The organism is Sphingomonas sp. Leaf257 (genome assembly GCF_001422185.1).
Lineage (GTDB): Bacteria > Pseudomonadota > Alphaproteobacteria > Sphingomonadales > Sphingomonadaceae > Sphingomonas > Sphingomonas yabuuchiae.
Genome location: NZ_LMMH01000012.1, coordinates 224,664 through 245,295, shown reverse-complemented (window position 1 = coordinate 245,295; position 20,632 = coordinate 224,664). Strand labels below are relative to the sequence as shown.

20 protein-coding genes are annotated in these 20,632 nt (G+C 67.9%); 19 read left to right on the top strand and 1 reads right to left on the bottom strand.

Annotation, left to right across the window (positions count from 1 at the left end; all coding sequences use genetic code 11):
* Nucleotides 1-49: 49 nt before the first annotated feature.
* Nucleotides 50-1,015 carry a cysteine synthase A gene (locus ASF14_RS08950; RefSeq protein WP_056434236.1) on the top strand — a complete coding sequence of 322 codons (966 nt, stop codon included), beginning with the start codon at nt 50-52 and terminating at the stop codon, nt 1,013-1,015.
* Between the two features lie 78 nt (nt 1,016-1,093).
* Nucleotides 1,094-1,372, top strand: a complete 279-nt coding sequence (locus ASF14_RS08945) for a hypothetical protein (RefSeq protein ID WP_236697003.1) — start codon at nt 1,094-1,096, stop codon at nt 1,370-1,372.
* Nucleotides 1,373-1,712: 340 nt separating this feature from the next.
* Here the strand turns inward: ASF14_RS08945 and ASF14_RS22225 are convergent, their stop codons facing one another.
* The gene (locus ASF14_RS22225; RefSeq protein ID WP_236697002.1) at nt 1,713-1,949 is read right to left on the bottom strand and encodes a hypothetical protein; all 237 of its coding nucleotides are present in this window, start codon (nt 1,947-1,949) and stop codon (nt 1,713-1,715) included.
* 78 nt (nt 1,950-2,027) lie between these two features.
* On the opposite strand from ASF14_RS22225, the gene ASF14_RS22220 reads away from it, so the two are divergent.
* The 17 genes from ASF14_RS22220 (at nt 2,028) to ftsZ (ending at nt 20,565) form a co-directional block, all read left to right on the top strand.
* Nucleotides 2,028-2,297 carry an MraZ C-terminal domain-containing protein gene (locus ASF14_RS22220; RefSeq protein ID WP_236697001.1) on the top strand — a complete coding sequence of 90 codons (270 nt, stop codon included), beginning with the start codon at nt 2,028-2,030 and terminating at the stop codon, nt 2,295-2,297.
* Nucleotides 2,294-3,268 (top strand): 16S rRNA (cytosine(1402)-N(4))-methyltransferase RsmH, encoded by a 975-nt coding sequence (gene rsmH / locus ASF14_RS08935; protein ID WP_156361103.1) that lies wholly within the window; start codon nt 2,294-2,296, stop codon nt 3,266-3,268. Before ASF14_RS22220 ends, rsmH begins: the two co-directional genes overlap by 4 nt.
* Complete coding sequence (locus tag ASF14_RS08930) at nt 3,265-3,933, top strand: hypothetical protein (protein ID WP_056434234.1); 669 nt, start codon at nt 3,265-3,267, stop codon at nt 3,931-3,933. The genes rsmH and ASF14_RS08930 overlap by 4 nt, the downstream gene beginning before the upstream one ends.
* Nucleotides 3,930-5,648 (top strand): peptidoglycan D,D-transpeptidase FtsI family protein, encoded by a 1,719-nt coding sequence (locus tag ASF14_RS08925; RefSeq protein ID WP_056434232.1) that lies wholly within the window; start codon nt 3,930-3,932, stop codon nt 5,646-5,648. Before ASF14_RS08930 ends, ASF14_RS08925 begins: the two co-directional genes overlap by 4 nt.
* A gap of 10 nt (nt 5,649-5,658) precedes the next feature.
* Nucleotides 5,659-7,101, top strand: coding sequence for a UDP-N-acetylmuramoyl-L-alanyl-D-glutamate--2,6-diaminopimelate ligase (locus ASF14_RS08920; RefSeq protein WP_056434593.1), 1,443 nt, complete (start codon nt 5,659-5,661; stop codon nt 7,099-7,101).
* Nucleotides 7,098-7,229: a hypothetical protein gene (locus tag ASF14_RS22415; protein WP_269083244.1), complete on the top strand. Its 132-nt coding sequence runs from the start codon at nt 7,098-7,100 to the stop codon at nt 7,227-7,229. Before ASF14_RS08920 ends, ASF14_RS22415 begins: the two co-directional genes overlap by 4 nt.
* Complete coding sequence (locus ASF14_RS08915) at nt 7,226-8,599, top strand: UDP-N-acetylmuramoyl-tripeptide--D-alanyl-D-alanine ligase (RefSeq protein WP_056434230.1); 1,374 nt, start codon at nt 7,226-7,228, stop codon at nt 8,597-8,599. The genes ASF14_RS22415 and ASF14_RS08915 overlap by 4 nt, the downstream gene beginning before the upstream one ends.
* Before the next feature lie 5 nt (nt 8,600-8,604).
* The gene (mraY, locus tag ASF14_RS08910; RefSeq protein ID WP_056434228.1) at nt 8,605-9,675 is read left to right on the top strand and encodes a phospho-N-acetylmuramoyl-pentapeptide-transferase; all 1,071 of its coding nucleotides are present in this window, start codon (nt 8,605-8,607) and stop codon (nt 9,673-9,675) included.
* Entirely contained in the window at nt 9,672-11,051 is a 1,380-nt protein-coding gene (gene murD / locus ASF14_RS08905; RefSeq protein ID WP_056434226.1) for a UDP-N-acetylmuramoyl-L-alanine--D-glutamate ligase, read from the top strand. The genes mraY and murD overlap by 4 nt, the downstream gene beginning before the upstream one ends.
* On the top strand, nt 11,048-12,277 hold the full coding sequence (locus tag ASF14_RS08900; RefSeq protein WP_056434224.1) for an FtsW/RodA/SpoVE family cell cycle protein: 1,230 nt from the start codon (nt 11,048-11,050) through the stop codon (nt 12,275-12,277). The genes murD and ASF14_RS08900 overlap by 4 nt, the downstream gene beginning before the upstream one ends.
* Nucleotides 12,274-13,425, top strand: a complete 1,152-nt coding sequence (gene murG, locus ASF14_RS08895) for an undecaprenyldiphospho-muramoylpentapeptide beta-N-acetylglucosaminyltransferase (RefSeq protein WP_056434222.1) — start codon at nt 12,274-12,276, stop codon at nt 13,423-13,425. The genes ASF14_RS08900 and murG overlap by 4 nt, the downstream gene beginning before the upstream one ends.
* On the top strand, nt 13,422-14,837 hold the full coding sequence (murC, locus tag ASF14_RS08890; RefSeq protein WP_056434220.1) for a UDP-N-acetylmuramate--L-alanine ligase: 1,416 nt from the start codon (nt 13,422-13,424) through the stop codon (nt 14,835-14,837). Before murG ends, murC begins: the two co-directional genes overlap by 4 nt.
* A complete protein-coding gene (murB, locus tag ASF14_RS08885) occupies nt 14,834-15,721 on the top strand; it encodes a UDP-N-acetylmuramate dehydrogenase (RefSeq protein ID WP_201780564.1) in 888 nt (295 codons plus the stop codon). The genes murC and murB overlap by 4 nt, the downstream gene beginning before the upstream one ends.
* Nucleotides 15,718-16,680, top strand: a complete 963-nt coding sequence (locus tag ASF14_RS08880; RefSeq protein WP_269083243.1) for a D-alanine--D-alanine ligase — start codon at nt 15,718-15,720, stop codon at nt 16,678-16,680. Before murB ends, ASF14_RS08880 begins: the two co-directional genes overlap by 4 nt.
* Nucleotides 16,677-17,645 (top strand): cell division protein FtsQ/DivIB, encoded by a 969-nt coding sequence (locus ASF14_RS08875; RefSeq protein ID WP_056434216.1) that lies wholly within the window; start codon nt 16,677-16,679, stop codon nt 17,643-17,645. Before ASF14_RS08880 ends, ASF14_RS08875 begins: the two co-directional genes overlap by 4 nt.
* A 7-nt stretch (nt 17,646-17,652) precedes the next feature.
* A complete protein-coding gene (gene ftsA, locus ASF14_RS08870) occupies nt 17,653-18,912 on the top strand; it encodes a cell division protein FtsA (protein ID WP_056434587.1) in 1,260 nt (419 codons plus the stop codon).
* Nucleotides 18,913-19,032: 120 nt separating this feature from the next.
* Entirely contained in the window at nt 19,033-20,565 is a 1,533-nt protein-coding gene (gene ftsZ, locus ASF14_RS08865) for a cell division protein FtsZ (RefSeq protein ID WP_056434215.1), read from the top strand.
* The last annotated feature ends 67 nt before the right edge of the window (nt 20,566-20,632 follow it).

Genomic DNA, 20,632 nt, shown 5'->3' with positions numbered 1-20,632 from the left:
AAGCAAGGCTTGGCTTGCCCGATGGCGGGGCAGGGGCCATCTAGGCGGCATGGAAGTGATCTCCGACACGCTGGCCCTGATCGGCAACACCCCGCTCGTCCGCCTGAAGGGGCCGAGCGAGGCCACGGGCTGCGACATTTACGGCAAGTGCGAATTCGCCAATCCGGGCGCCAGCGTGAAGGACCGCGCGGCGCTGTTCATCGTCGAGGATGCCGAGGCGCGGGGCCTGCTGCGCCCCGGCGGTACCATCGTCGAGGGGACGGCGGGCAATACCGGGATCGGTCTGGCGCTGGTCGCCAATGCGAAGGGCTATCGCACGATCATCGTGATGCCCGAGACGCAGAGCCGCGAGAAGATGGACACGCTGCGCGCGCTGGGGGCCGAGCTCGTCCTCGTGCCCGCCGCACCCTATTCCAGCCCCTGTCATTTCGTCCACACCTCGCGCCGTATCGCCGAGGAGACGGACAATGCCGTCTGGGCCAACCAGTTCGACAATATCGCCAATCGCCGCGCGCATATCGTGGGCACCGCCGAGGAGATCTGGAACCAGATGGATGGCCGGATCGACGGCTTCACCTGCGCGGCGGGAACCGGGGGCACGCTGGCCGGTGTCGGCCTGGGGTTGAAGGCGCATGACGAATCGGTGACCATCGCGCTCAGCGATCCGCACGGCGCGGCCTTGTACGACTATTACGCGCATGGCGAGCTGAAGTCGGAAGGCTCGTCGGTCGCCGAGGGGATCGGGCAGGGGCGGATCACCGCCAATCTTGAAGGCGCGCCGATCGATACCCAGTTTCGTCTTTCCGATGCGGAAGGCTGGTATTGGGTACAGCGGCTGTTGAGCGAGGAAGGGCTGTGCCTGGGCCTGTCGTCGGGCATCAATGTCGCCGGCGCGGTGGCGCTGGCCAGGGCCTTGGGGCCCCATAAGCGGATCGCAACCATTTTGTGCGATACCGGGTTTCGCTACCTCTCCACGCTGCACAATCCGGCGTGGCGGGCCGAGAAGGGGCTATAGTCGCCGCCCCTTTGCGACCCGACGGCGTGCGCCAGAGGTCGACATGAGGCGGCGCGCGAGATAGTGTCACCGAGTTCCATGAAGTCACCCGACCATCATCATATCATGCAGCGCGTGAAAGTCGGCATGATCGGCCTGGCCGCCGTCATCCTGCTGATCGCGATCGCCAGCACGATCCTGGGCTCGCTGAACCGTGACGAGCCGCCTGCGGCCGTCGCCGGTGCGGCGCAGTCGAACATGGTCGCCGACATGGCGATGGCGAACACCGCCACCCCGTCGTCCAGCGAGCCACTGGCCGAATTGGGCGTCGCGCCCGCGCCCGCGAACACCCAGGCTCCGGCCGACCCGGCACGCTGATCGCCGGTTGCATCCAGCCTGATGGGCGTGATTTGTCCGACTGACGATCACCGGCGTCGTGAAGCGTTCACGGCCGTATCGGGCTTTTTACTTAATAAAAGTTAAGTCGACCGTGATCGGTTTCGTGCGTCACCGGGTTCGGGGAAATCCGGGGAAAACGCGCCCGATCGGCGGAAATCCGGCATTTTCCCGAACAAGGATCATGGAGGCCTTCCCGCCAAACGACCAGCCGTTGGTCGCATAACCCCAGTTTCAAGCCCGATTTCCCCGTTTCTCCCCAAAAATCCCGTTGCCTCCCGGTTCCGCTATAGGTAAACCGAAAAGCAACAGAGGGGCAGGCTCACTGTGATCCAGAAATGGTCGGAATGCGGCGATGGTCGTGTTTTGAAGCGGTGAGGCCGTGCGCGCCATGTGCGAGGTTGGCGTGTCCGAAAGGGGTTTGTATCAGGGTAGTGGCATTGGCCTTGTCGATGACAAGGGCCGCGTCGCCATCCCCAATGCCCTCCGGTCCACCCTGGCTCAGAATGCGCCGCGCCCCGACGGAAAAGATGGCGGGACCATCATCATCGCTGTCCATGAAACAGAGCGCTGCCTGATCGCGTATGACCCGGGTTATGTTGCCGTGCTGAAGAGGGAGCTGGACGCGCGGACAGAGATGTCGCGCGGGCCCGACGGCCGCATCGACTATAACATCAAGCGCGACCTGGCGAATGGCGAGGCCGTGCCCTTTGACGGGTCGGGCCGTTTCATCATGCCGGGCTTCCCGCGCTTTCATGCCGGGATCACCGGTCATGCCTTTTTTTGGGGCACGTTCGATTATATCGAAATTTGGGACCCCAAGACCCTGGTCGAGACGCCCGGCCTGCCGCCCAAGATGATCTCGGCCGCGCGTTTCCACTGCCAGGAAAAGGGGATTGCGCTGTGAGCACGGCCGACGCCCCGCACATCCCCGTCCTGCTCGACGAGGTCCTCGACGCGCTCGCCATCGCCCCCGGCGAGACGCATGTCGACGGTACGTTCGGCGCGGGCGGCTATACCCGCGCGATGCTGGGCCGGGGGGCGAAGGTCGTCGCCTTCGACCGCGATCCCGATGCCATCGCCAATGGCCAGGCGCTGGTTGCCGCCGAGCCGGGGCTGACCCTGATCCACCGGGAATTTTCCAATTTGGATCAAGAACTGTCGGCCCGCGTTGATGGCGTGGTGCTGGATATCGGGGTATCCTCGATGCAACTCGACCAGGCGGAGCGCGGATTTTCCTTCCAAGGCGATGGCCCGCTCGACATGCGCATGGCGCAGGCGGGCGAGTCGGCGGCCGATTTCCTGAACACCGCCGACGAAGCGGCCATCGCCGATGTCCTTTATCATTATGGCGAGGAGCCGCGTTCGCGCCGCGTCGCCCAGGCGATCGTCGCCGCCCGTCCGCTGACCCGCACCGGTGAGCTTGCTTCCGTGGTCCGCCGGGCGCTGGGCTATCGCCCGCATGACAAGAAGGACCCGGCGACGCGGACCTTCCAGGCGATCCGCATCCATGTGAACCGCGAACTGGACGAGCTGGCCGAGGGGCTGGCGGCGGCCGAACGCGCGTTGAAGCCGGGCGGTCGCTTGGTGGTGGTCACCTTCCACAGTCTGGAAGACCGCATGGTCAAGCGCTTCTTCCGCGAGCGCGCCGGGCAGATGCCGGGCGGGTCGCGCCATCTGCCCGAACAGGCGGCGGCGCGGGCACCCAGCTTTGCCCAGGTCGGCAAGGCGGTGCGCGCGGGCGAGGCGGAACTGGCTCGCAATCCGCGCGCGCGCTCGGCGACGCTGCGTTTTGCGACGCGTACGGAATCCCCGGCCTGGTCGGCGGATAAGGGCAGGGCGCCGGGGGGCGAGTTGAGTCAGGAGTTTGGCGTATGACGGCGGCGTATCGGTTGAAGGGGATAGGGTGGTTCGGGAGCTGCGTCGCAGTCGTCCTGGGATTCTACCTCGTCTCCTTGCAGGTGGCGGCGGAGCGCAAGAAGCTCGACGACGTCAACGGCCGCATCGCCGCTGCGCAGCGCGACATCCGCGCGCTGGAGACCGAGTTCGACACCCGCGCCAACCTGGTCCAGCTGGAAAAGTGGAATGGCGATACGCTGGCGCTGACCGCGCCGGTCGCGGGCCAGTTCGTCGGTGACGAGGCGCAGCTGGCCTCGCTCGACGTGACTCGTGGCCCCGCCGAGGGCGCGATCCAGACCGCCGCGCTGCTCGTCCCCTCGCAGCCCGCGCCTGTCGTTGTCCAGCCGGAAGGCGTGGCCGCCGCTGCCGCGCCTGCCGCCCCGGCCAAGCCCAACGCGCCTGCCCCCGTCGTCCGCCTCGCCAAGGTCGATCTGCCCAAGCCCCAGATCGTCCAAGCCGTGTCCGAGCATGTCGTGACGACGAAAAAGGCCAAGCCCGCCCCCATCGCGACCGTCCGCACCGCCGCCGCCGTCGCGAAGGTCCGGCCGGAAGCCGTGGCGATGCTCGATCGCCAATTGCTGTCCGACACGACGCTGGGTGACATTCTGAAGGGCGCCAAGACCGAAGCGCGGCGGCGGCGTTGAGCGTTCTGGTCGCGCGTCCCGCCGGAACGCAGCGTACCGCCGGCCAGCGCCACGCGCTGGTCGCGACGACGCATATGCGTCTGATGATGCTGATGATGCTGTTCGGCGCGGCGGTGGTCGTCGTCATCGGGCGGCTGATGTTGCTGGCGGTGTTCGCCGGACCCGCCGATGCGGCGGCACGGACCGCGACGCTGGCGGCGCGGGGCGATATCGTCGACCGCAACGGCGCGCCGCTGGCCCGCACGATCGATAGCTGGACGATCGCGGTCCATCCGAAAAAGCTGATCGGCGATCCGATGGAGATCGCCGCGCGGCTCGCCGCGCTGATGCCCGATCGCGGCGATCAGGCTTGGTTCTATGGCCAGCTGACCCGCAAGGCGAATTTCGTCTATCTGCAACGCCGCGCCAGCCCCACGCTGGTCGAGCAGGTCAACGCCATCGGCGAACCCGGCCTGGTCTTTGACCGCGAGACGCAGCGTCTGTATCCGCAATCCTCGCTCGCCGCCCATGCACTGGGTTTCCTGTCGACCGACGGGCACGGGATGAGCGGCATGGAGCGCGTGCTCGACGAGCGGCTGCTCAACCCGGCGCAGACGGGCAAGCCCGTCGCCCTGTCGATCGACACCCGCGCCCAGGCCGCGCTGGAAAGCGAACTCGGCCGGGCGATGAACACCTTCTCCGCGCGGGGCGGCGGCGGCATCATCCTGGACGTGCATACCGGTGAAGTGATCGCGATGGTCTCGCTGCCCACCTTCAACCCCAACCGGGTCGGCATGGCGGGCACCGAGGAGCTGCGCAACATCACGACGCAGAGCGTGTTCGAGCTGGGTTCGACCTTCAAGCCGATCACCATGGCGACCGCGATGGAGAATGGCGTCGTCACCTCGATGCAGCGGCGCTTCGATGCAACCCATCCGCTGAGGGTCGGCGGCTACACCATCCATGATGAACAGGGCGATCCGAAGCGCTGGCTCAACATGGCCGAGACGCTGATCTATTCGTCAAACATCGCCACCGCGCGCATCGCCGACGAGATCGGGCCGCAGCGGATGCAGACCATGTTCAAGAAGCTGGGCTTCGATACCAAGCCCGATATCGAGCTTCGCGAAAAGGGACGCCCGCTGCTGCCCACCTATTGGGCGCGCACGACGACGATGACGACCGCTTATGGTCACGGCATCGCGGTGACGCCGCTGCATCTGGCCTCGGCCTATGCGGCGCTGGTCAATGGCGGCATCTGGCGCCCTGCGACGCTGATGAAGGTCGCGCCGGGCCATGCCGCGGCGGGTCGGCGGGTCATCAGCGAGACGACCAGCTACAAGATGCGGCAGATGCTGCGCCTGATCGTGATGCGCGGCACGGGCCGCAAGGGCGATGCACCCGGCTACCGCGTGGGCGGCAAGACCGGCACCGCCGAGGCGGCGGTCGCGGGCGGCTATGATCGGTCGCGCAACGTCGCTACCTTTGCGGCGGCCTTCCCGATGGATGCGCCGCGCTATGTGGTGTTGGCGATGCTCGATTCGCCAAAGGGGACGAAGGAGACCGGAGGGTGGAAGACCGCAGCCTGGAACGCCGCGCCGGTGGTCGGACGGACGATCACGCGGGTCGGCGCGATGCTGGGCGTGGTGCCCGACGCCACCAAGGATATCGACGAGTCGGACATCCTGCCGACCCTGTGGCAGGATCCGAAGGCGCCGCCGGTGGATGGACGATAAGGGGCGCGGCATGAAGCTGAACCAACTGACCGCAGACATTCAGGGCGATATTCAGGGCGAGGGCGGCGACGCCCTCGTCTCCGGTTTCGCGATCGATCACCGCAAGGTCGCGCCCGGTACCATTTTCGGCGCGTTCCAGGGCGCACGGGTGAATGGCGAGGACTTCATTGCCGACGCGGTGCGCAGCGGTGCGGTGGCGGTCGTCGCGCGGCCCGGCGTGACGGTCGAGGGAGCGGTCCATATCGCCTCCGACGAACCCCGCGCGGCCTTTGCGCGGCTAGCGGCCGCATTCTTCGCGCCGTTCCCGGCGACGGCGGTGGCGGTGACCGGCACCAACGGCAAGACCTCGACGGTCGAGATGACGCGCCAGCTCTGGCGCATGGCGGGGCATCACGCCGCCTCGATCGGCACGCTGGGCGTCACCACCGCCGACGAGCGGACCTATACCGGGCTGACCACGCCGGACGTCGTGACCTTCCTGTCCAATGTCGCAGGCCTCGCGCGCGAGGGCGTGACCCATTTGGCGTTCGAGGCGTCGAGCCATGGCCTGACCCAGTATCGGACCGAGGGGCTGAAGGTATCGGCGGCGGCCTTCACCAACCTGTCGCGCGATCACCTCGACTATCATGGCGACATGGGCGCCTATCTCGCGGCGAAGATGCGGCTTTTTTCCGAAGTCCTGTCGCTCGACGGCACGGCGGTCGTCTGGGCCGACGATGTCGAGAGCGGGCGGGTGATCGATCTGGCCCGCGCGCGCGGTAACAAGCTGGTGACGGTCGGTACGCGCGGATCGACGCTGAAACTGGTCGAGCGGCATCCGACCCTGCTGGGTCAGGGGCTGGTGATCGAGGACGAGCATGGGCAGGCGCACAAGGTGCAACTGCCGCTGATCGGCGCCTATCAGGCCGCCAATGCGCTGGTCGCGGCGGGGCTGGTGCTGGCGACCGGCGGCGATCTGACGACGACCATCGCGAACCTCGCCCGGTTGCAGCCGGTACGCGGGCGGCTGGAGCGTGCCGCCATCGCGCGGAGCGGGGCGCCGGTCTATGTCGACTATGCCCATACCCCTGACGCGATCGAGGCGGCGATCGCCGCGCTCAAACCCCATGCGGGCGGGCGGCTGATCGTCGTGATCGGCGCGGGCGGCGACCGCGATCCGGGCAAGCGGGAGGTCATGGGGCAGGTCGCCTCGATGCATGCCGACCGGGTGATCGTGACCGACGACAATCCCCGCACTGAAGACCCCGCCGCGATCCGCGCCCAGGTGATGCGCGGTGCGACCGGTGCGATCGAGATCGGCGACCGTCGCGAGGCCATTGCCGCCGCGATCGCCGAGGCGGGGGAGCAGGATATCGTGCTGATCGCGGGCAAGGGGCATGAGCAGGGCCAGATCGTCGGCGATCTCGTCCTGCCCTTCGACGATGTCACCGTCGCGCGGGAGTGTGCGGCATGACGGCGCAGGCTCCGACCAAGACGCCCCCGGTGGACAAGGCCGATGCCGTGCAGGCGGAGGCGCCCGCACGGGTGCGGCCCAAGCTGTCGCTGCATTATGGGGCCAAGACGGCCGAGGAACGCAAATGAGCTTGTGGACTGCGCAGGAGATCGCGGCGGCGACCGGCGCAACGGCCTCCGCCGACTTCGCCGTTTCGGGCGTTGCCTTCGACAGCCGTGAGGTCGGCCCCGGCGACCTGTTCGTCGCCATGTCGGGCGAGGCGACCGATGGTCATCGCTTCCTCGATCAGGCGTTCGGGCAGGGGGCAGCGGGGGCTCTGGTCAGCAACCCGACCGACCATCCGCATGTCCGGGTCGTCGACAGCTTCCATGCGCTTGAAGACCTGGCCCGTGCCAGCCGGGCGCGGACGCAGGCGACGATCATCGGCGTTACCGGATCGGTCGGCAAGACCAGCGCCAAGGAGGCGCTCTATGCCGCGCTCGAACGGGGCTGGCGCGGCGCGGTGCACCGCTCGGTCAAGAGCTACAACAACCATACCGGCGTGCCGCTAAGCCTTGCGCGGATGCCGCGCGAGGTTCGCGCGGGCGTGTTCGAGATGGGGATGAACCATGCGGGCGAGCTGTCCGCCCTGACCGCGATGGTGCGCCCGCATATCGCGATCGTCACCGCCATCGCGCCCGCGCATACCGAATTCTTCCCCGACGAATCCGCCATCGCCGATGCCAAGGGCGAGATTTTCCAGGGCCTTCAATCCGGCGGCACGGCGATCATCCCCTATGACAGCCCGCACCGCGACCGGCTGATCGCCGCCGCCAAGCCCCATGCCGACCGGATCGTGACCTTCGGGTTCGATCCCGCCGCCGATGTCCGCGCGGTCGAGGCGATGCGCGGCGCGACCGGGGGCAGCTTCGTGACCGCGAAGCTGGGCGACAAGGAGTTGAACTTTACTTTGTCCCAGCCGGGGCGGCATTGGGTGTCCAATGCACTGGCGGTGCTCGCCGCCGTCGACGCGGCGGGTGGCGATCTGGGGTTGGCAGGCCTCGCGCTGGCCGAACTGGGTGGCCTCGCCGGGCGTGGCGCGCGGTTCCGCGCGGCCAATGGCGCGCTGGTCATCGACGAGAGCTACAACGCCAATCCCGCCTCGATGCGCGCGACGCTGGCCGTGCTGGCCGAGGAGCCGGGGCGGCATGTCGCGGTGCTGGGCGAGATGCGCGAACTGGGTGAGGATTCGGCCGATTATCACGCCGGGCTGGCCGAGCCGATCGTCGCGGCGCGCGTCGAACGGGCGCTGTTGGTCGGCGAATCGATGGCGCCGTTGGCGGCCGCGCTTGAGGGGCGGGTCGATTTCGTCCATGTGCCGGATGCGAAGGCCGCGCGCGAGGCGCTGGCCGCTATCATCGCACCGGATGACGTGGTGCTGATCAAGGGGTCGAACGGGGTTGGGCTGTCGCGTGTCGTGGTGGCCCTGCGCGGCGATACCCCAACGGGCGGGGCGTGAGTTAGATGCTGTACTGGATCGCGGAGCATCTCGGTTTTCCGGGGCTTCTCAACCTCATCCGTTACCAGTCGTTCCGAACCGGCGCGACGGTGGCGACCGCGCTGTTCATCGGCCTGATCATCGGGCCGCGCTTCATCGGCTGGCTGCGTGTCCGCCAGGGCAAGGGGCAGCCGATCCGCGCCGACGGGCCGCAAACCCACCTCGCCAAGCGCGGCACGCCGACCATGGGCGGGCTGATGATCCTGACCAGCATGACGCTGTCCATCCTGATCTGGATGAACGTGTTCAACCCGTTCGTCTGGGCGTGCCTGTTCGTCACGCTGGGTTTCGGCGCGATCGGCTTCCTCGACGATTACGACAAGGTGCGCAAAGCCTCGACGGCGGGCGTGTCGGGCAAGACCCGGCTGCTGCTGGAGTTCGCCATTGCGGGCGTCGCGGCATGGATCATCATGGGGCAGAACGGGCCGCATTTGTACCTACCCTTCACCTCGCGCATGTATCTGGATCTGGGCTATTTCTACCCGCTGTTCGCCGCCTTCACGATCGTCGCGTTCGGCAATGCGGTGAACCTGACCGACGGGCTGGACGGGCTGGCGACCATGCCGGTCATCATCGCCAGCGTCGCGTTCATGGTCATCGTGTATCTGGCGGGTAACGTGAAGTTCGCCGATTACCTCGGCATCCCGCACGTCCCCGGCGCGGGTGAACTGGCGATTTTCTGCGGCGCGGTGGTCGGCGCGGGGCTGGCTTTCCTGTGGTTCAACGCGCCCCCGGCGGCGGTGTTCATGGGCGACACCGGCAGCCTAGCCCTGGGCGGCGCGCTCGGCACCATTGCGGTCGTCGCGCATCACGAGATCGTGCTGGGCATCATCGGCGGCCTGTTCGTGGTCGAGGCGATGTCGGTCATCATCCAGGTCTTCTTCTACAAGCGGACCGGCAAGCGGGTGTTCCGCATGGCGCCGATCCACCATCATTTCGAACAGCTCGGCTGGTCGGAGCCGACCGTGGTGATCCGCTTCTGGATCATCGCCTTCGTGCTGGCGCTGGCGGGCCTGTCGACGTTGAAGCTGCGATGATCGTTTCGCGCGACTGGGCGGGAAAACGTTACGCGGTGCTGGGGCTCGCACGCTCCGGCGCCGCGACCGTTTCGGCGTTGCTGGCGGGCGGGGCAACCGTGGTGGCATGGGACAGCGATCCCGCCAAGCGGGAGGCTCTTAAGCCCCTCCCCTTCAGGGGAGGGGTTGGGGGTGGGGCGTTGCCGCAAACCGCATCGCCTGAGGAACCGCCCCACCCCAACCCCTCCCCTGAAGGGGAGGGGCTTGAGTTCATTAACCTCGACACGCTCGACCTGTCCGGCTTCGATGCGCTGGTCGTATCGCCGGGCGTGCCGCTCAACACCCATCCGTTGGCCGCTTCCGCCCGCGCGGTGGGGGTGCCAGTGATCGGCGACATCGAACTGTTCGCCCGGGCGCGGCACAACCTGCCACCGCACAAGGTCGTCGGCATCACCGGCACCAACGGCAAGTCGACCACCACCGCGCTGATCCACCACATTCTGAAGACGGCGGGCGTGCCGACCCTGATGGGCGGCAATATCGGCCTGCCGATTCTGGGGCAGGCGCCTCTCCCCGAGGGCGGGGTCTATGTGCTGGAGCTGTCCAGCTATCAGATCGACCTGACGCAGAGCCTGGATTGCGACGTTGCGGTGCTGCTCAACATCACACCCGATCATCTCGACCGGTATGACGGCTTTGCGGGCTATGCTGCGTCCAAGGCACGGCTGTTCGCGATGCAGTCCGCTGGGCATGTCGCGGTCGTCGGCACGGGCGATGAGGCCTCGGCCCATATCGCGCAAGGGCTCGCCGGGCGGACCGACGATCTTGTCACCATCGCCGCCAGCGGGATCGACCAGAGCCGCTGGCCCGCGCTGCAAGGTCCTCACAATGCGCAGAACGCCCAGGCCGCCATCGCCGTGGCGCGAGCGCTGGGCATAGCCGAGGACGCTATCGAGGCGGGCCTCGCCAGCTATGCCAGCCTGCCGCATCGGATGCAGCATGTTGCGACCCGGAACGGCGTGGCCTTCGTCAACGATTCCAAGGCGACCAATCCCGAATCCACCGCCCCCGCACTCGCGGCCTTCCCGCGCGTCCACTGGATCGTCGGCGGCAAGCGCAAGGGCGACGATCTCGACGCCTGCGCCGCGCATCTGGATCATGTCGTTGCGGCTTATACCATCGGCGAGGCCGCACCGCTGTTCTACGATCTGTTGAAGAGCAAGGTCCCCATGGTCGACCAGTCCGGCACGCTGGAGGCGGCGGTCGCCCACGCGGCTGCCGCCGCGCAGCCCGGTGACACAGTGCTGTTGTCCCCGGCCTGTGCCAGCTTCGACCAGTTTCGCGATTACGAAGCGCGGGGCGATGCCTTTCGCGCCGCCGTGGAGGCGCTGGCATGAGTGATCGCGCATCCAAGACCCCGCGCCCCGGCCTGATCGGATCGATGAAGGGCCGGGGCGGGCGTGGCGACCGTTCGCCGCTCGGTACCTGGTTCTGGGATATCGACCGGGTGCTGCTGCTGCTCACATTGTTCCTGATCGCGATCGGCCTGATCGCCGTCGCCGCCGCAAGTCCGGCGACGGCGATGCGCTATTCGGGCGAGCATCGGAAGTTCACGCCGCTCTATTATTTCTGGCGACAGGTGATGTGGGTCGGCGTCTCGCTGCCCGTGCTGTTCGTCGTCTCGATGCTGCCCGTTGTCACCGCGCGGCGCATGGCGGTGCTGGGGACGGGGGTGCTGATCGCGATCCTGGCGGTCACGCCCTTTATCGGGGTGGAGATCAACGGGGCGCGGCGCTGGATCGGCTTCGGCTTTGCGCAGTTCCAGCCGTCCGAATTCCTGAAGCCGATGTTCGTGGTGACGACCGCCTGGCTCCTGTCGCTCAAGGCCAGGGAGCGCGATCTGCCCGCCACGCTGATCACCATGGGGCTGACCGGGCTGGTCGCGGGGCTGTTGATGATGCAGCCGGACTTCGGCCAGACCATCGTCTTCTGCGTCATCTGGGCGGCGTTGCTGATGATCTCCGGCACCCCGATGCGGATCATGCTGGGGCTCGCCGCCATGGTGCCGGTCGGGCTGACGGCGGCCTATATGTTCTACAGCGTGGCGCGGAACCGCATCAACGCGTTCCTCTTCCCCGATGTCGACGGCGAGGGCGCGGCCGACCACTTCCAGGTTAATGCCGCCCACAACACCCTCACCGCAGGGGGCTGGACCGGGACCGGGCCGGGCGGGGGCACCGCCAAGTTCGGCCTGCCGGAGGCGCATACCGACTATATCTTCTCGGTGATCGGCGAGGAGTTCGGGCTGATCGCCTGCTCGATCATCGCATTGGTCTTCCTGGCGATCGTGGTGCGCGTGTTCGTGAAGCTGCTTGACGAACAGGACGAGTTCAAGCTCTACGCCGCCTCCGGGCTGGCGGTGCAGTTCGGCGCGCAGGCGCTGATCTCGATGGCGGTGAACACGGGGCTGGCCCCGTCCAAGGGGATGACCCTGCCGTTCATCAGCTATGGTGGCTCGTCGATGATCGCGCTGTCGATCGGGATGGGGTTGTTGCTGGCATTCACCCGGCGCAATCCGTTCCTGACGCGCAGCCCCTATGTAGTCAGGTGGAGCGGGCAATGAGCCGTCACTTCGTCCTCGCCGCCGGGGGTACCGGCGGCCATATGGTTCCCGCCGCCGCGCTGGCGGCCGAACTGACCCGGCGCGGCCACCGCGTCGCCCTGGTGTCCGACGCGCGCGGCGTGCGCTTCCCGGGACTGTTCGAGGATATCCAGACGCACGTGCTGCCCGCCGGGCGCTTTTCGGGCGGGCCGGTCGGCTGGGCCAAGGCGCTGCGCGAGATGTGGCGCGGGCGGGCCATGGCGCGCGAACTCTACAAGACGTTTCGCCCGGCGGCGGTGATCGGTTTCGGCGGCTATCCGGCGATGCCCGCCTTGCTGGCGGCGTTTGCGGAAGGGATCCCGACCGCCATCCACGAGCAGAACGCCGTGCTGGGCCGGGTCAACCGGCTGGTCGCGGGCAAGGTCGATGCGATCGCCTTGTCCTATGAGGATACGCAGCGGCTGAGCGCCAAGCACGGGGACAAGACCCGGCTGGTCGGCAATCCGGTGCGCGACCAGGTGCTGGCGCTTCGCGCGCGGCCCTATCCGCTGCTGGAGGAGGACGGCATCTTCCGCGTCCTCGTCACCGGCGGCAGCCAGGGGGCGAGCATCCTCAGCCAGGTCGTGCCCGATGGCCTCGCCATGCTGCCCGTCACCTTCCGGCGGCGCTTGCAGGTGACGCATCAGGCGCGGATCGAGGATATCGACGCGGTGCGCGCCAAATATGCCGAGCATGAGATTCCGGCCGAACTCGCCACCTATCTGCCCGACCTGCCCGAGCAGCTCGCCTGGGCGCATCTGGTGATCGCGCGGGCGGGCGCCTCGACGCTGGCCGAGCTGACGGTCGCGGGCCGCCCGGCGATCCTGGTGCCGCTGCCATCGGCGACCGACGATCACCAGACGGTGAACGCGCGAGAGATGACGAAGGCGGGCGGCGCGCGGACCATCGCGCAGGGTGACTTCACGCCCGTGGAACTCGCCAAGCAGATGCAGAAGCTGGGCCTCGACCCGGCGGCGCTGGAGAATGCGGCGGGCCGTGCCCGCGCCTGTGGACGGCCCGAGGCGGCGAGCGATCTCGCCGATCTGGTCGAGAGCCTCGACGCGCCGCGCATGGTCTTGCCGGTGGGCAAATCGCAAAGGACACGGAATTTGGCGGGAGCAGGCGCATGAAGGGCGTCGCCACGGATATCGGCACGATCCATTTCGTCGGCATCGGCGGTATCGGCATGTCGGGCATTGCCGAGGTGATGAAGAATCTCGGCTACCGGGTGCAGGGCTCCGACGTGGCCGAGGGCTATGTGGTGCAGGGCCTGCGCGACAAGGGTATCCCGGTCGCGATCGGGCACGCGGCGGACAATCTGGGCGATGCGGCGGTGGTCGTCACCTCGACCGCGATCACCCGGTCGAATCCCGAAGTTGAAGCCGCGCTGGAGCGCCGCATCCCCGTGGTGCGCCGCGCGGAGATGCTGGCCGAGCTGATGCGGCTGAAGTCGACCGTCGCGGTGGCGGGCACGCATGGCAAGACCACGACCACCTCGATGGTCGCGGCGCTGCTGGATGCGGGCGGGGTGGACCCGACCGTCATCAATGGCGGCATCATCAACAGCTATGGCTCGAACGCGCGTCTGGGCGCCAGCGACTGGATGGTCGTCGAGGCGGACGAGAGCGACGGCAGCTTCCTGCGCCTCGACGGCACCATTGCGGTCGTGACCAATATCGATCCCGAGCATCTCGACCATTACGGCTCGTTCGACCGGGTGAAGGACGCGTTCGTCGAGTTCGTCGAGAACGTCCCCTTCTACGGCGCGGCGTTGCTCTGTCTCGACCACCCGGAGGTGCAGAACATCCTGCCGCGCGTGCGCGACCGGCGCGTCGTGACCTATGGCTTTTCGGCGCAGGCCGACGTGCGCGGCGTCAACGTCACGCCGATCCCCGGCGGCAATCGCTTCGAGGCGATCATCCGCAACCGCGACGGCTCCAGCCGTTCGATCGAGGGCATCGAGTTGCCCATGCCCGGCCGCCACAATGTCCAGAACGCGCTCGCCGCGATCGGCGTGGCGCTGGAACTGGGCATCGAGGATGCGACCATCCAACAGGGCTTCAGCCAGTTCGGCGGGGTCAAGCGGCGCTTCACCAAGGTCGGCGAGATCGCGGTCGATGGCGGCACCGCGACCGTGATCGACGATTACGGCCATCACCCGGTCGAGATTCGCGCGGTACTGGCCGCCGCCCGCGAAGGTGCCCGCGGTCGTGTGATCGCGGTGGTGCAGCCGCATCGCTTCACCCGGCTCGGCAATCTGATGGAGGAGTTCCAGACCGCCTTCAACGACGCCGACCGCGTGCTGGTGACGCCGGTCTTTGCGGCGGGTGAGCCGCCGATCGAGGGTGTGGACGCCTCCGCCTTGGTCGAGGGGCTGAAGCGGCGCGGGCATCGCTCGACCGCGACGGTCGCCGACGCCGATGCGCTGGCCGAGGAACTGGCGGGCTCGATCCGCGCCGATGACATGATCGTCTGCCTGGGCGCGGGTGACATCACCAAATGGGCGGCGGGTCTGGCGAGCGCGATCGAGGCGCGCCGATGAACCTGCCCGATACCGCCGGCCGATTGACGCACGCCGCGCCGCTGGCGCCGCTCGTGTGGTTCAAGGCGGGCGGACCGGCTGAATATCTGCTGGAGCCTAAGGACACCGACGACCTGTCGGCGTTCCTGCGGGCGCTGGGGGGCGAGACGCCCGTCATGGCGCTGGGGCTCGGCTCCAATCTGATCGTGCGCGACGGCGGCGTGCCGGGCGTGGTGATCCGGCTCGGCAAGCCGTTCAGCTATGCGCGGGCCGGGGAGGGGCATTTCATCACCTGTGGCGGCGGCACCTCGGGCATTCTCGTCTCGTCCAATGCGCGCGATGCCGGGATCGGCGGGCTGGAGTTTCTGCGCTCGATCCCCGGCACGGTCGGCGGCTTCGTGCGGATGAACGGCGGCGCCTATGGCCGCGAGGTGGCGGACGTGCTGGTCTCCGCCACGGTCGTGCGTCGTGACGGCACGGTCGAGACGCTGGGCGTCGCCGATCTGGAATATACCTATCGCCACTCCAACCTGACCGACGGCATGGTGGTGGTCGAGGCGACCTTCCGGGGCCATGCCGCCGAACCCGCCGACATCCAGGCCGAGATGGACCGCATCGCCGCCGCGCGTGAGGCGTCGCAGCCGCTGCGGTCCAAGACCGGTGGCTCGACCTTCAAGAATCCGGACGGGCACAAGGCCTGGGCGCTGGTCGATGCGGCGGGCTGTCGCGGGCTGACGCTGGGCGATGCGCAGGTGTCGGAAAAGCATTGCAATTTCCTGCTCAACCTCGGCAACGCCACGGCGGCGGAGATCGAAGCGCTGGGCGAGGATGTACGCGCCCGGGTCAAGGCGCAGTCGGGCGTTTGCCTCGAATGGGAAATACAAAGAGTGGGAATCGCGAAGTGACCGACAATCTGCATATCGCGGTTCTGATGGGCGGCTGGTCGGCGGAGCGGCCGGTGTCTCTGATGTCCGGCGCAGGCGTCGCCGACGCGCTGGAGCGGAACGGCCACCGCGTCACCCGGATCGACATGGACCGCGACCTTGCGGCCAGGCTGACGCAAGCCAAGCCGGATATCGTCTTCAACGCGCTGCACGGTTCACCCGGCGAGGACGGCACGGTGCAGGGCATGCTCGACCTGATGGGTATTCCGTACACCCATTCGGGCCTCGCCACCTCGGTCATCGCGATCGACAAGGTGCTGACCAAGCAGGCACTCGTGCCGCACGGCATCCCCATGCCCGGCGGTCGCATCGTGAAGTCGGAGGATCTGTTCGCGGCCGATCCGCTGCCGCGCCCCTATGTGCTCAAGCCCGTCAACGAGGGTTCCTCGGTCGGCGTCGCGATCGTCACCGACACCAGCAACCATGGCCAGCCCATCGCACGCGATGCCGCCGGTCCCTGGGCCGAGTTCGAGGAATTGCTGGCCGAACCCTATATCCGGGGTCGCGAGCTGACCACTGCTGTGCTGGGCAACTGCGCGCTGGGCGTCACCGAGCTGAAGCCCAAGAACGGCTGGTACGATTTCGACGCGAAGTACACCGACGGCCTGACCGAGCATGTCTGCCCCGCGCAGATCCCCGACAAGATCGCCGAGGCGTGCAAGTCGTTGGCGCTCGAAGCACATCGCATCCTGGGCTGTCGCGGTGCCTCGCGCTCCGACTTCCGCTGGGATGACGAGCGCGGGGTCGACGGCCTGTTCCTGCTGGAGGTCAACACCCAACCGGGCATGACTCCGCTTAGCCTGGTGCCCGAACAGGGCCGCCATGTCGGCATGGATTACGACACGCTGGTCCAGGCGATCGTCGACGAGGCGCTGGCTTGGTACCGGGCCAATCCGACCGTGCAGGAACGCGCGGGATGAGTCGCACGATCAAGCGCGGCCCCCCGCCGCGCCGCCCTGCGCCGCGTCGCCGCCAGCCGGTCAAGCGCGTCACGCTGGCGCAACGCCTGCTGGCCAAGGTGCCGGTCAGCGAGGAGACTATCAAGAAGGCCGTCACCTGGACGATCCTGGGCGGTGCGGGGGCGGCGGCTCTGGCGGTCGCGACCTATGTCGGCGTGCCCGGCATGATCGGCACCGCGATCGCCGAACAGGCGGGCCATGCCGGATTTCGTGTCCAGCAGATCGAGGTGACGGGCCTGAAGCGCATGGACCGGATGACCGTCTATGCCGTCGCGCTCGACCAGCAGAGCCGGGCGATGCCGCTCGTCAATCTGGAAGACGTGCGTGCCAAGCTGCTCCGCTATGGCTGGATCAAGGACGCGCATGTCTCGCGCCGCCTGCCCGACACGCTGCTGGTCGATATCGAAGAGCGGACCCCGGCGGCGGTATGGCAGGACAATGGCCAGCTGACCCTGATCGACGCGGGCGGCGTGCTGCTGGAGCCGGTACGGGCCGAGGCGATGCCCGACCTGCCGCTCATCATCGGGCCGGGCGCGAATTTGCAGGAGCCCGCTTACCAAGCATTGCTGTCCGCCGCACCCGCGCTGAAGCCGCGCGTGAAAGCGGCGACCTGGATCGGCAATCGCCGCTGGGACATCACCTTCGACAGCGGCGAGACGCTGGCGCTGCCCGAGGATGGGGCAGGGGCGGCGCTGATGAAGTTCGCTGCGATGGACGGCTCACGGCCGCTGCTCGGGCGCGGCTGGCTGCGCTTCGACATGCGCGACCCCGCAAAGCTGGTTGCGCGAAAGCCCGGTTTGAATCAGAATCACGCGCTCGCCGATCCGGCCAAGGCCGGGGATGTGGGTAGCGATCCGGCGTCCGGGAATGACGCGGGTGGGGCGGCATCCGAAGGGGCGGCGGCTCCGGGGGCAGTACAGGGGTAGCAAGGTCATGGCAAAGATTGCGCCCGAAGGGTTGATTACCGCGCTGGACATCGGGTCGTCCAAGGTCTCCGCGCTGATCGCTCGCAAGGGCGATGGCGGCGAACTGATCGTGCTGGGTACCGGCCAACGCGAGAGCCGGGGCGTCAAGCGCGGCTATATCGCCGATATGGGTGCGACCGAAGCGGCGGTGCGCGAGGCGGTCGAGCAGGCCGAGCGGATCGCCGGGCTGAACATCGAGAATGTCTGGGTCGGCTTTTCGGCCGGTGGCCTGGTGTCCGACGTGGCCGAGGTCGAGTTCGAACTGGGCGGCCATCAGGTCGAGCAGGGGGATATCGACGCGCTGCTGGCGGCCGGGCGCAATTCGATCGACCCGCAGGGGCGCATGGTGCTGCATGCGCAGCCCGCACTCTACACGCTCGACGGGCTGACGGGCGTGAAGAAGCCTCTGGGGCTACATGCCGACCGGCTGGGCGTGCACATCCATGTCGTCGCCGCCGATGGCTCGCCGGTGCGCAACCTCGATCTGTGCGTCCGCTCGGCGCATCTGGAGGTGAAGTCGATCATCGCCGCCCCCGTCGCGACGGGCCTTGCCTGCCTGTCAGACGAGGAGCGCGAACTGGGCGTCGCGCTGGTCGAGATGGGGGCGGGGATCACCAATGTCTCGCTGTTCGCGGGCGGCATGCTGGTCGGGCTCTGCTCGCTGCCAATGGGCGCGGCGGACATTACCGACGATGTGGCCTCGGCCTTCGGCACGCGCCGCCAGATGGCGGAACGGATGAAGTGTTTCCACGGCTCGGCCAATGCGTCGCCGCGCGACAATCACGACATGATCCAAGTGACGCCCATCTCGGCCGAGGATGGCGGCGACACGATGCAGATCACCAAGGCGCAACTGATCGGCGTGATCCGCCAGCGGCTGGAGCATCAGATGGGCGAGATCCGCAAGGCGCTCCAGCATCTGAAGTTCGAGGGGCCGGTCGGGCGTCAGGTCGTGCTGACCGGCGGCGGGGCGGAGCTGAAGGGCATTGCCGATTACGCGCAGCAGGCGCTGGGCCGCTCGGTCCGGATCGGCCGACCGCGCGGGCTGACCGGCCTGCCCGATGCGCATGGCGGACCCGCTTTCGCGACGCTGGCGGGCCTGGCTTTCTATGCCGCGACCGACCCGATCGACCTGCGCAGCATCCCCGCGGTGAACCAGACGGTGCACCGGCCGAGCGGCATGGGGCTGTTCCGGCGGCTGATTCAGGCGGCGAAGGCAAATTATTAGAGAAAAGCGTCTTATGCCTGACGCTTTTGGGTTGGCACTTGGCCCAGGTCTGGTGCACTAACGGTTAATTCATGGGCCCGGTCTTTGCGTACCGACCGGGAACGGCGGAGTAGAATTGGGATGAGCATCGAATTCATCGCACCCGAGGTCGACGAACTGACGCCGCGTATCGCGGTGATTGGCGTCGGCGGTGCCGGCGGCAACGCGATCGCGAACATGATGCGCGCCGAGGTACAGGGCGTGGATTTCCTCGTCGCCAACACCGACGCGCAGGCACTGAAGCAGTCGATCGCGCCGCAGCGTATCCAGCTGGGCGCGAAGATCACGCAGGGGTTGGGCGCGGGCAGCCGTCCCGAGATCGGTCGTGCGGCCGCCGAAGAGACGATCGATGACCTGTCGCGTCTGCTCGAGGGCAGCCACATGTGCTTCATCGCCGCCGGCATGGGCGGCGGCACCGGCACCGGTGCGGCCCCGGTCATCGCCAAGGCGGCGCGCGACATGGGCATCCTGACCGTCGGCGTCGTGACCAAGCCCTTCGCCTTTGAAGGCAATCGTCGCGCCAAGTCGGCCGATGGCGGCATCGAAGAGCTTCAGAAATATGTCGATACGCTCATCGTCATCCCCAACCAGAACCTGTTCCTGATCGCCAACGCCAACACGACCTTCAAGGAAGCGTTCGCGATGGCGGACGAGGTGCTGCAGCAGGGCGTGCGCGGCATCACCGACCTGATGGTCATGCCGGGCCTCATCAACCTCGACTTCGCCGACGTCCGCTCGGTGATGCAGGAGATGGGCAAGGCGATGATGGGCACCGGTGAAGCCACCGGCGACAATCGCGCCATCGAGGCGGCGCAGAAGGCGATCGCCAACCCGCTGCTCGACGGCGTGTCGATGCAGGGTGCCAAGGGCGTCATCATCTCGATCACCGGCGGCGACGACATGCGCCTGCTGGAGGTCGACGAGGCCGCGAACCACATCCGCGAGCTGGTCGATCCGGACGCCAACATCATCTGGGGCTCGGCCTTCAATCCCGAGCTGGAAGGCCGTATCCGCGTGTCGGTCGTCGCGACCGGCATCGATGCCGACCTGAAGGTCGCGCCGTCGCCTTCGGAAGCGAACCGCAGCGGCTTCAGCATGGGTGGCATGGCCCGCAAGTCGGACGAAACGTCCAGCTATCGCCCGAGCGAGCCCGCCGCCGCCCCTGCGCCGCAGGCCAGCGTGGCCCCGGCCGCCCCGGTCGAGCAGCCGGTCGCGGCTCCCGCACCGGCCCCGGTGGCCGCTCCCGTCGCGTCGAGCGTCGCCGCACCGGTCGCCAAGCCCGCGCCCGCACCGGCCCCCGCGCCGGTGGCGGATGACGAGTTGGTGCTGGGTGCCGACACCATCGTTCCGGCTCCCGCTCCCGCCACGCCGTCGCATCCTGCCGCCGTCGAGCCCGCGCCGGGCAGCGACGAGGCCCGCCGCCGCTGGCTGGCCCCCGGCAGCGAAGCCGGTGAGGCCCCCGCACAGCCCGCGCCGCGCGTAAAGCTGGGTGGCACGCTGTTCGAGCGTATGTCGAACGCGGCCCGTGGTGCGCAGCGTGACGAGAATGCGCAGGGTGGGTCGGACTCGTCGCTGGACATTCCGCGCTTCCTGCACCGGCAGAACAACCAGTAATCTCCCGCCCGGCTTGCCGGGACGAGGATAGGGTAGGGGCCCGCGCGAGATGATCGCGCGGGCCTTT

Coding starts and splice junctions, on each gene's coding strand:
- ASF14_RS08920 (WP_056434593.1), top strand. CDS start 5,659: ATGAAGCTGAACCAACTGACCGCAGACATTCAGGGCGATATTCAGGGC.
- ASF14_RS22225 (WP_236697002.1), bottom strand. CDS start 1,949: ATGGACAGCGATGATGATGGTCCCGCCATCTTTTCCGTCGGGGCGCGG.
- ftsZ (WP_056434215.1), top strand. CDS start 19,033: ATGAGCATCGAATTCATCGCACCCGAGGTCGACGAACTGACGCCGCGT.
- ASF14_RS08950 (WP_056434236.1), top strand. CDS start 50: ATGGAAGTGATCTCCGACACGCTGGCCCTGATCGGCAACACCCCGCTC.
- murC (WP_056434220.1), top strand. CDS start 13,422: ATGAAGGGCGTCGCCACGGATATCGGCACGATCCATTTCGTCGGCATC.
- murB (WP_201780564.1), top strand. CDS start 14,834: ATGAACCTGCCCGATACCGCCGGCCGATTGACGCACGCCGCGCCGCTG.
- murD (WP_056434226.1), top strand. CDS start 9,672: ATGATCGTTTCGCGCGACTGGGCGGGAAAACGTTACGCGGTGCTGGGG.
- ASF14_RS22220 (WP_236697001.1), top strand. CDS start 2,028: ATGTCGCGCGGGCCCGACGGCCGCATCGACTATAACATCAAGCGCGAC.
- ASF14_RS08930 (WP_056434234.1), top strand. CDS start 3,265: ATGACGGCGGCGTATCGGTTGAAGGGGATAGGGTGGTTCGGGAGCTGC.
- ASF14_RS08915 (WP_056434230.1), top strand. CDS start 7,226: ATGAGCTTGTGGACTGCGCAGGAGATCGCGGCGGCGACCGGCGCAACG.
- murG (WP_056434222.1), top strand. CDS start 12,274: ATGAGCCGTCACTTCGTCCTCGCCGCCGGGGGTACCGGCGGCCATATG.
- ASF14_RS22415 (WP_269083244.1), top strand. CDS start 7,098: ATGACGGCGCAGGCTCCGACCAAGACGCCCCCGGTGGACAAGGCCGAT.
- ASF14_RS08945 (WP_236697003.1), top strand. CDS start 1,094: ATGAAGTCACCCGACCATCATCATATCATGCAGCGCGTGAAAGTCGGC.
- ASF14_RS08875 (WP_056434216.1), top strand. CDS start 16,677: ATGAGTCGCACGATCAAGCGCGGCCCCCCGCCGCGCCGCCCTGCGCCG.
- ftsA (WP_056434587.1), top strand. CDS start 17,653: ATGGCAAAGATTGCGCCCGAAGGGTTGATTACCGCGCTGGACATCGGG.
- ASF14_RS08900 (WP_056434224.1), top strand. CDS start 11,048: ATGAGTGATCGCGCATCCAAGACCCCGCGCCCCGGCCTGATCGGATCG.
- mraY (WP_056434228.1), top strand. CDS start 8,605: ATGCTGTACTGGATCGCGGAGCATCTCGGTTTTCCGGGGCTTCTCAAC.